The organism is Acinetobacter sp. LMB-5, from assembly GCF_001541635.1.
GTDB lineage: Bacteria > Pseudomonadota > Gammaproteobacteria > Pseudomonadales > Moraxellaceae > Acinetobacter > Acinetobacter pittii.
The window spans coordinates 259133-268289 of the sequence record NZ_LRDR01000008.1; the positions used below are offsets into that span (position 1 = coordinate 259133).

The following is a 9157-nucleotide window of genomic DNA, read 5'->3' on the forward strand; positions in this document are numbered from 1 at the left end:
ATAAAGAGCGGTTCTCCGCTCTTTTTCACATTCGATGGTGTGATTAAAAAAGCATCAAGGTGAAAGACGTAGACAGCAATTTGCATATGCAACATGAGAATGTTGTGCAAATTGAAGACAACAAACAAAGTTAAGTAGGTAACTAAATGAACTTACATGAGTATCAAGCTAAAGCGTTATTGAAAGAATATGGTATGCCAGTACAAGAAGGTATCTTGGCTACCAATGCAGACGAAGCAGTTGCTGCATTTGAACAGCTTGGTGGTAAATTCGCGGTAATGAAAGCGCAAGTTCATGCTGGTGGTCGTGGTAAGGCTGGTGGCGTTAAAGTTGCAAAATCTAAAGAAGACGTTATCGAATTTGCAAACAATATCATTGGTACTCGTCTTGTAACGTATCAAACAGATGCAAATGGTCAACCAGTAAACAGCATTATTGTTGCTGAAGACGTATACCCAGTTGAGCGTGAGCTTTACTTAGGTGCGGTTGTAGACCGTTCTAGCCGTCGTATTACTTTCATGGCTTCTACAGAAGGTGGTGTAGAAATCGAGAAAGTTGCTGAAGAAACTCCAGAAAAAATTATCAAAGTTGAAGTTGATCCATTAGTTGGCTTACAACCATTCCAAGCACGTGAAGTTGCGTTTGCTTTAGGTTTGAAAGATAAACAAATCGGTCAATTCGTAAAAATCATGACAGCTGCTTACCAAGCATTTGTTGAAAATGATTTTGCTTTATTTGAAATTAACCCACTTTCAGTTCGTGAAAATGGCGAAATTTTATGTGTAGACGCGAAAGTAGGTATCGACTCTAACGCGCTTTACCGTTTACCTAAAGTTGCTGCTTTACGTGACAAATCTCAAGAGAATGAGCGTGAATTAAAAGCATCTGAATTTGATCTTAACTATGTTGCTTTAGAAGGTAACATCGGTTGTATGGTTAACGGTGCTGGTCTTGCAATGGCAACTATGGACATCATTAAACTTTATGGTGGTCAGCCTGCAAACTTCCTTGACGTTGGTGGCGGTGCAACTAAAGAGCGCGTAATCGAAGCGTTCAAAATCATCCTTGCTGATACATCTGTACAAGGTGTTTTAATCAACATCTTCGGTGGTATCGTACGTTGTGACATGATTGCTGAAGCGATTATTGCAGCGGTTCAAGAAGTAAACGTAACTGTTCCAGTTGTTGTTCGTTTAGAAGGTAACAACGCTGAGTTAGGTGCTAAATTACTTGATGAATCTGGTTTGAAATTAATTTCTGCAAACGGCTTGTCTGATGCCGCAGAAAAAGTTGTAGCTGCAGTTAAAGCGTAAGGGGAGTATCAATCATGAGCGTATTAATTAATAAAGACACTAAAGTATTGGTACAAGGTTTTACTGGTAAAAACGGTACTTTCCACTCTGCACAAGCTTTAGACTACGGTACAAAAGTTGTTGGTGGTGTTACTCCAGGTAAAGGTGGTACTACTCACCTTGACTTACCAGTATTCAACACAATGAAAGAAGCTGTACGTGAAACAAATGCAGATGCATCTGTAATCTATGTACCAGCTCCATTCGTTTTAGACTCAATCGTTGAAGCGGTTGATTCAGGTGTTGGCCTAATCGTTGTGATCACTGAAGGTGTTCCAACAATCGACATGCTTAAAGCAAAACGCTATTTAGAAACTAACGGTAACGGTACACGTTTAGTTGGTCCTAACTGTCCAGGCGTGATCACTCCGGGCGAATGTAAGATTGGTATTATGCCTGGTCACATTCACCAACCAGGTCGTATTGGTATCATCTCACGTTCAGGTACATTGACTTATGAAGCTGTTGCTCAAACAACTAAGCTTGGTTTAGGTCAGTCTACTTGTATCGGTATCGGTGGTGACCCAATCCCAGGTATGAACCAAATCGAAGCGCTTCAATTGTTCCAAGACGATCCAGATACTGATGCAATCATCATGATCGGTGAGATCGGTGGTACAGCGGAAGAAGAAGCTGCTGAATTCATCAAATCTAACGTGACTAAGCCTGTAGTAGGTTACATTGCTGGTGTAACTGCTCCTAAAGGTAAGCGTATGGGTCACGCTGGTGCGATCATTTCTGGTGGTCAAGGTACTGCTGAAGAGAAATTCGCTGCATTTGAAAAAGCAGGTATGGCTTACACTCGTAGCCCAGCTGAGCTTGGTTCAACTATGTTGCAAGTTTTAAAAGAGAAAGGTTTAGCTTAATCGCTTTACGCTGAATCTTAAAAAGCACCGCATCTGAAAAATGATGCGGTGTTTTTTTATTTATTAAAGAAAAATCAGAATTTTTATAAGTATAGCTAATTCATAAATAAAATTTTTAGGCAAAAAAAATACGCAATGATTGGGGTGATCATTGCGTAGAACAACGAATCTGTAAAAACAGTTTCGGTTTAAGGAGAAATGTCGTGAGGCTCATATGATGTAACCTACATAAAGGATAATAGATAAAGTTAAGATATTCTTCATCGCTATTAGCGTTAATAAGTGTTACTTCACGTTAATAGGGTAAAAGCCTGTGAATGGCTATCAATACGTTAGTAATTCTAAAAAATGAATATTATGAATCTAATAAATAAAAAGCCCCGAAGGGCTTTTAGTTTTAAAGAGGATTAAAATTTAAATAAACCTAAGCCATCTTTAACTTCGTCTAAAGTCTGTTGAGTAATAAGACGGCACTTATCTGTACCTTGGCGTAAAACATCCATAATGTAGTCAGGATCTTTAGCAAGCTCTTCGCGACGTTCACGAATAGGTGTAATTAATTCTTTTAACACACCTTCAAGGCGTTTTTTAACCGTACCATCGCCAAGACCACCGCGACGATAGTGAGCTTTTAATTCTTCAACTTCTTCTTTATTTGGGTCAAATGCATCTAAATATGTAAATACAATATTGCCTTCAACTTGACCTGGATCTTCAATACGAAGGTGATTTGGATCGGTGTACATCGCATTAACAGCTTTTTTAATATCTTTATCAGAAGCATTTAAAACGATGGTATTGCCTAATGATTTAGACATTTTCGCTTTACCATCAAAACCAGGTAGACGTGCCATATTAGAAAGCAAAGCTTTACATTCAGGCAAAAGATCTTGACCGATTTGGCGATTTACTCGACGTACGATTTCATTGGTTTGTTCAATCATTGGAATTTGATCTTCACCCACTGGAACCACAGTTGCTTTGAAAGCAGTAATATCAGCCGCTTGTGCAACAGGGTAGCAGAGGAAACCAGCTGGAATGTCACGCTCAAAACCACGCATTTGAATTTCAGATTTAATGGTGGGGTTACGTTCTAAACGTGCTACTGTCACAAAGTTAAGATAGAGCATTGTGAGTTCATTGAGTGCTGGTAAGCAAGATTGAACACAAATGGTGGTTTTTGTTGGATCAATGCCTACAGCTAAATAATCTAGAGCAACTTCTAAAATATTACGGCGAACTTTATCTGGATTATCTGCATTATCTGTTAGTGCTTGTGCATCTGCTAATAAGAGATGTTGATGATGGCTATCCTGTAAACCTACACGAGAACGCAAAGAACCGACAAAATGCCCAAGGTGAAGTTGTCCGGTTGGGCGGTCGCCTGTCAAAATAATTGGACGCTGATCAACATTACTCATTATTTATTCCACTATCGTATTGGCTTAATCAGGGGTAGTAAGCCCTGTAATATAAAAGATTGGCATTATTGTACGGGAAATAAATTTTTTTCGTCAGCGATTGGGGAAACTTTTCTTAAAATAATATTGTGAATTTATTCAGTAAAATTACAGAAATTCAAAAAAATCATCTTACAATAGCCTTAATAAATACAAACTTGGATAAGAAATGGCGAGTGGCTTACTTTTATTACTAGATGATATAGCAACAATTTTAGATGATGTTGCTTTAATGAGCAAAATGGCTGCCAAGAAAACTGCCGGAGTTTTAGGTGACGATTTGGCCTTAAATGCTCAGCAAGTAACAGGTGTGCGCGCAGATCGTGAACTACCTATTGTTTGGAAGGTGGCTAAAGGCTCATTTGTTAATAAGCTTATTTTAGTTCCTTTAGCATTGTTAATTAGTGTAATTGCACCTTGGCTTATTAATCCGCTATTAATGCTCGGAGGTTTATTTTTATGTTATGAGGGAGTAGAGAAAGTTCTTCATACGATTATGCATAAAAAAGCTTCTACATCAGAGGAAGCAAAAGCAGAGCTTGAAAATGAAGAATTAGACTTAGCAACGTTTGAAAAAGAAAAAATAAAAGGAGCAGTAAGAACTGATTTTATTTTATCGGCTGAGATCGTGGTGATTACGCTTGGTACAGTTGCTACGGCTACTTTAATGACAAAGGTAAGCGTTTTAAGTGTTATTGCTGTTGTGATGACGATTGGCGTTTATGGCCTAGTTGGTATGATTGTTAAGATTGATGATTTGGGATTATATTTAACAGAACAGTCGACCTCATTTAAACAAACTATAGGTCGAGGCCTATTAGCTTTTGCTCCTATTTTGATGAAATTACTTTCAATCGTGGGCACTATTGCAATGTTTTTAGTGGGTGGCGGGATTATTAATCATACGATTCCATTACTTCATCACTTAACTGAAGACACAGTGGATCATGTAGAAACAATACCAGCAGTGGGTAACATCATTGGTGCTTTAACACCAACATTGATTAACTTTGGAATAGGACTTGTTGCAGGTGCAATTGTTCTATTAATTGTGAGCTTAATACAAAAAATGTGGCCTAAAAAAGCATCGGGTTCATGATGCCATTCTAAAAAGAAGAGGGAAATTATGCGCTGGAAAGGTCGACGAATTAGTAGCAATGTTGAGGACCGTCGAGGTGGTGGCGGTGTTAGAGCAGGCGGTATCAGTATTATTGGTTTGGTTGTTGCATTTGTTGCGTGGAAGTTCTTTGGTGTTGACCCACAGCAGGCTTATCAAGCAACGCAGCAAGTTACTGCTTCACAACAATCAAATGCAACTGCGCCAGAAAGTTTAACGGCCGAGCAAAAAGAAGCCTCGGATTTTGTTGGAACGGTTTTGGCTGATACGGAAGATACTTGGACCCCTATATTTAAACAGTTAGGTAAAAGCTATACGCCACCAACATTAGTATTGTTTAGTGGAATGGTTCAGTCAGGATGTGGTACTGCCCAATCTGCGATGGGGCCATTTTATTGTCCTGCAGACCAAAAGGTTTATATCGATACAGAATTCTTTAAAGATATGCGTCAGCAAATGGGAATTTCTGGTGAGCAGAACCAAACTGAGCTTTCTAGGGAAGATCAGGCTGGCGATTTCGCACAAGCTTATGTGGTTGCACATGAAGTAGGGCACCATGTTCAAACCTTGCTGGGTATTTCGTCACAAGTCCAGCAAGCTCGTGCACAAGTCAGTCAAAGAGAAGGTAATCAATTATCTGTTCGTCAAGAATTGCAAGCTGATTGTTTAGCGGGTATTTGGGCGAGTCATAATCAACAACGAACTCAATTTTTAGAGCAAGGTGACATTGAAGAAGCGATGGATGCTGCTCAAAAAATTGGAGATGATTATTTACAGAAGCGCTCTACGGGTCAGGTTGTTCCAGATAGTTTTACTCATGGTAGTAGTGAACAGCGCATGCATTGGTTTCAGGTTGGTTTAAAAACTGGTGATATTAACCAATGCGATACTTTTAATAATCCAGTTTAAAATTCTATAGGATGAGTCTTGTTAAACATAATTTAATAAGCTCATCTTTTTTGTTTCGATCATAACTATAAATAATGTTAAGAAATTTAACAGATTGATAGATTGTTCAATCAATTCGTTAAACTTGCATCCGAATTTTCATTTTTTATGATCATGGCATTATTAATGCCTGCATTTTGTTTAGTTTGGTCGACCTAGCAAAATTTTCTTATTTGGTCGTTGACCCAGAAGAAGGGTGTTCATGGGTAATTTTTTTCTACTACAAGCATTTACAGTGGTTTTTGCGCTATCAATCGCAACCACGATTTTTAATAAACGTATTTTGGGTTTTCCCCAAGCGATTGGTGTTCCTCTTGTTTCTGCGATTTTTGTCTTTATTCTACAGTGGGGTGCTAGCCTACTAAATGGTAATCAGTTTATAACCATTAATATTCATAATATTGAAGAAGCAGTACGCCATATCGATTTTTATGATTTTTTAATTAATGGTGTTATTTGTTTTATTCTGACTTCTTCGGCACTCAAATTTAAAATCTCAGATCTAAAAAGTTATTGGAAGCAAATCAGTATTTTGGCAACGATTGCCTTAGTACTTTGTGCTGTATTGTTTGGTAGTTTACTCTACGGATTCCAATTACTGGTTGGATATCATGTGCCAATTCTGGTGCTGTTACTTTTAGGTGCAGCTTTAGGGGCAACAGACCCAATTGGAATTAAAGGTGTGCTTAGTTCGATTCGCGCACCTCATCATTTAATTGTTAAGCTAGAAGGTGAATCATTATTTAATGATGCAATGTGTATTGCATTGTTTATGACTTTGCTTAATGTTTTGCAAGGTGAACATTTCTCATTAGTGGCAACATTAGAAGCTCTACTTTATGAAATTGTTGTCGCTGTCGGCATTGGTTGGGCATTTGGGGTAGGGGTGTTGCGTCTATTGCGTGGTAAACACGAAATGGAGTCCCTGATTTTAACAACAGCTTTACTTGCAAGTGGAGCATATTTGGTTGCTTTGTTTGCGCATGCATCAGCACCGATTGCTTGTGTAATTGGCGGTTTAATTGTTGGAAACAAATGGAAAGAAATACGCGAAGAGCGAGAGATTCAAGAAGTTAATCATTTTTGGCATACAGTAGAAGGAATCATTAACTCATTCTTATTTACTTTAATTGGCTTAGAGTTATTTATTCTTGATCTAAACTTTAGCCTGATTTTAGGCGGTATTGTTGCATTCTTTATTCTTCATATTTCTCGTTTTGCTGCCAACTTTATGGCTTTCGCTTTTTTTCCCACAATGCGTAGAACTAAAAGCTACAACGGTAGTTTGACTATTTTATCTTGGGGTGGGGTACGAGGAGGAATTTCACTTGCATTGATTTTGGCAGTAGCCAATATCCCTGCCTTAAGTCCCTATAGTAGTATCCTGATTGGATATACATTTATTAGTGTATTGTTATCAGGTATTGTGTGCGGCCTAGGTTTACCAGCTGTGATGAATGCTTTTTATTACAACCCCAACGAAGAAACTGAAGGCTTAAAAGGCTTCTATCAAAGGTTGTGCCATAAGATGAACCGAAGAGGTTTTCAGTATATTGTGGGGGAGGATGCGCTGGGTAGAGAAACAATCACCGTTTATAATCCAGATATTCTTGTAGACCAAAAAACTGAGGATGGAATTGCGACAATGCATGACCCGAATAAGTTACAAGAAGTAAAAAGATTTGAGAGTCCAGATAATTTCTAAATATAAATAGTTTTAAAATTTATAAGATATTTAAAAATGAGGTTTTAGTGTAATAGTAAAATATTACCTAAAGCCTTTTTTTTCTATATATATCATTAATAATATATTTTATTTTATTAAGATATTAATAATTGTTATATAAATATTTTAATTAAATGATTTTTCAACAAATGGTAAATAGTAAAATAATAAATTTGTTTTATATATAAAACGTTTAACGTGATTTTTCATTAAATTAACATAAGAAAAACTTAACTAAGACTTATATATAATTTCTATTAATTAAAATTTTTTCTTTAGGTACTTTAGTATTTGTTTTTTTTATTTTAAAGTGTTTAATGTAAAAATGATCACATTACTTAATGTTTTTAAGTTGTAGGTCAAAAACTTAGAAAGATTAAGTAAAAAGAATTATACATAAAATCATTTAAATCAATAATATAAAAGGAATACAGATATGCCTGAAATACAAATTATTGCCAAGGATAGTCACGATACCTTGTCAACAATCCAGGGAACTTCTGCAAAGCTTTCAGAAGCGTCGGTCGTATTGGTAAAAGTGGCTGCCAGTGATGTATTGGTAGTGAATAGGGAGGGTACCAATGCAGTCATTCGCCTGAAAAATGGCGAGACTATTGTTATTGAAGGCTTCTTTAGTGGAACAGCTGAGCCTAAAGATAACAGTCTTGTTTTTCAAGATGAAAATGGACAGTTGATTTGGGCAAAATTCAAAGATGCTGAAAATGATGCGGACGCCGATGCCGATGCGGACGCTGACGCTGACAGTGATGTTGAACCACAAGCTCTGGTAGCTGAGGATTTACCTGCTGCTTTACCGGCAGAAGCACCACAAGAGTTGGTATCTGACGTTATTTACCAGCCTATTTCTTCAATTGAACCATTACTTTATCACGATGCAGGTGTAAACCCATGGTTGTGGGCAGCTATTCCTTTAGTTGCGGGCGGTATTATCGCTGCAGCATCGAATAGTGATAATGATGATGACTCAACACCTGCTGACACTACTCCACCAAATACAGATGGAGTTACTTTCTCTGTTGACCCTGTTACTTCAGATAACGTAATTAATGCATCAGAAGCAGCAGGTAATGTCACGATTACTGGTGTTTTGAAAAACATTCCAGCAGATGCGGCCAATACGGCCGTTACAGTTGTTATTAATGGGGTAACTTATAATGCAACTGTAGACAAAACAGCGGGTACATGGACAGTAAGTGTGCCTGGTAGTGGTCTAACAGCTGATGCAGATAAAACCATTGATGCGACTGTAACGTTTACAGATGCGGCAGGTAATAGCAGTACTGTTAAAGATACACAAACTTATACGATTGATACTGCTGCTCCTAATACGGATGAGGTTGATTTTTCGGTTGATTCTGTAACAGCTGACAATGTGGTTAATGCATCAGAAGCGGCTGGTGATGTGACTATTACAGGTGTTTTGAAAAATATTCCGTCAGATGCAACCAATACTGTAGTAACAGTTGTTGTGAATGGGGTGACTTATACTGCAACTGTAGATAGTGCAGCAGGAACATGGACAGTAAATGTGCCTGGCAGTGGCTTAGAGGCAGATGCAGATAAAACCATTGATGCTATTGTAACGTTTACAGATGCAGCAGGTAACAGCAGTACGGTTAGCGATACACAAACTTATACGATTGATACAGCTGCACCAAATACAGCTG

At 37.8% G+C, this 9157-nt stretch carries 7 protein-coding genes; 6 read left to right on the plus strand and 1 reads right to left on the minus strand.

Going from position 1 to position 9157, the window contains the following annotated elements; genetic code table 11:
- Nucleotides 1-146 precede the first annotated feature (146 nt).
- Both sucC and sucD read left to right on the plus strand, forming a co-directional pair.
- Nucleotides 147-1313: an ADP-forming succinate--CoA ligase subunit beta gene (gene sucC, locus AW165_RS13350; RefSeq protein ID WP_001048573.1), complete on the plus strand. Its 1167-nt coding sequence runs from the start codon at nucleotides 147-149 to the stop codon at nucleotides 1311-1313.
- 14 nt (nucleotides 1314-1327) lie between these two features.
- Complete coding sequence (gene sucD / locus AW165_RS13355) at nucleotides 1328-2218, plus strand: succinate--CoA ligase subunit alpha (RefSeq protein WP_000114637.1); 891 nt, start codon at nucleotides 1328-1330, stop codon at nucleotides 2216-2218.
- Nucleotides 2219-2625: 407 nt separating this feature from the next.
- Here sucD and trpS read toward each other — a convergent pair whose 3' ends face one another.
- Nucleotides 2626-3639, minus strand: coding sequence for a tryptophan--tRNA ligase (trpS, locus tag AW165_RS13360; protein ID WP_002116097.1), 1014 nt, complete (start codon nucleotides 3637-3639; stop codon nucleotides 2626-2628).
- A gap of 208 nt (nucleotides 3640-3847) precedes the next feature.
- Here trpS and AW165_RS13365 point away from each other — a divergent pair, with 208 nt between their 5' ends.
- The 4 genes from AW165_RS13365 to AW165_RS13380 all read left to right on the plus strand — a co-directional run.
- On the plus strand, nucleotides 3848-4777 hold the full coding sequence (locus AW165_RS13365; protein WP_014207473.1) for a DUF808 domain-containing protein: 930 nt from the start codon (nucleotides 3848-3850) through the stop codon (nucleotides 4775-4777).
- A 27-nt stretch (nucleotides 4778-4804) separates the two neighbouring features.
- A complete protein-coding gene (locus AW165_RS13370) occupies nucleotides 4805-5704 on the plus strand; it encodes a neutral zinc metallopeptidase (RefSeq protein ID WP_002116484.1) in 900 nt (299 codons plus the stop codon).
- A 241-nt stretch (nucleotides 5705-5945) separates the two neighbouring features.
- On the plus strand, nucleotides 5946-7448 hold the full coding sequence (locus AW165_RS13375) for a cation:proton antiporter (protein WP_002116022.1): 1503 nt from the start codon (nucleotides 5946-5948) through the stop codon (nucleotides 7446-7448).
- A gap of 457 nt (nucleotides 7449-7905) precedes the next feature.
- On the plus strand, nucleotides 7906-9157 hold a 1252-nt coding region (locus AW165_RS13380; protein ID WP_060466099.1), incomplete at its 3' end, for a BapA/Bap/LapF family prefix-like domain-containing protein.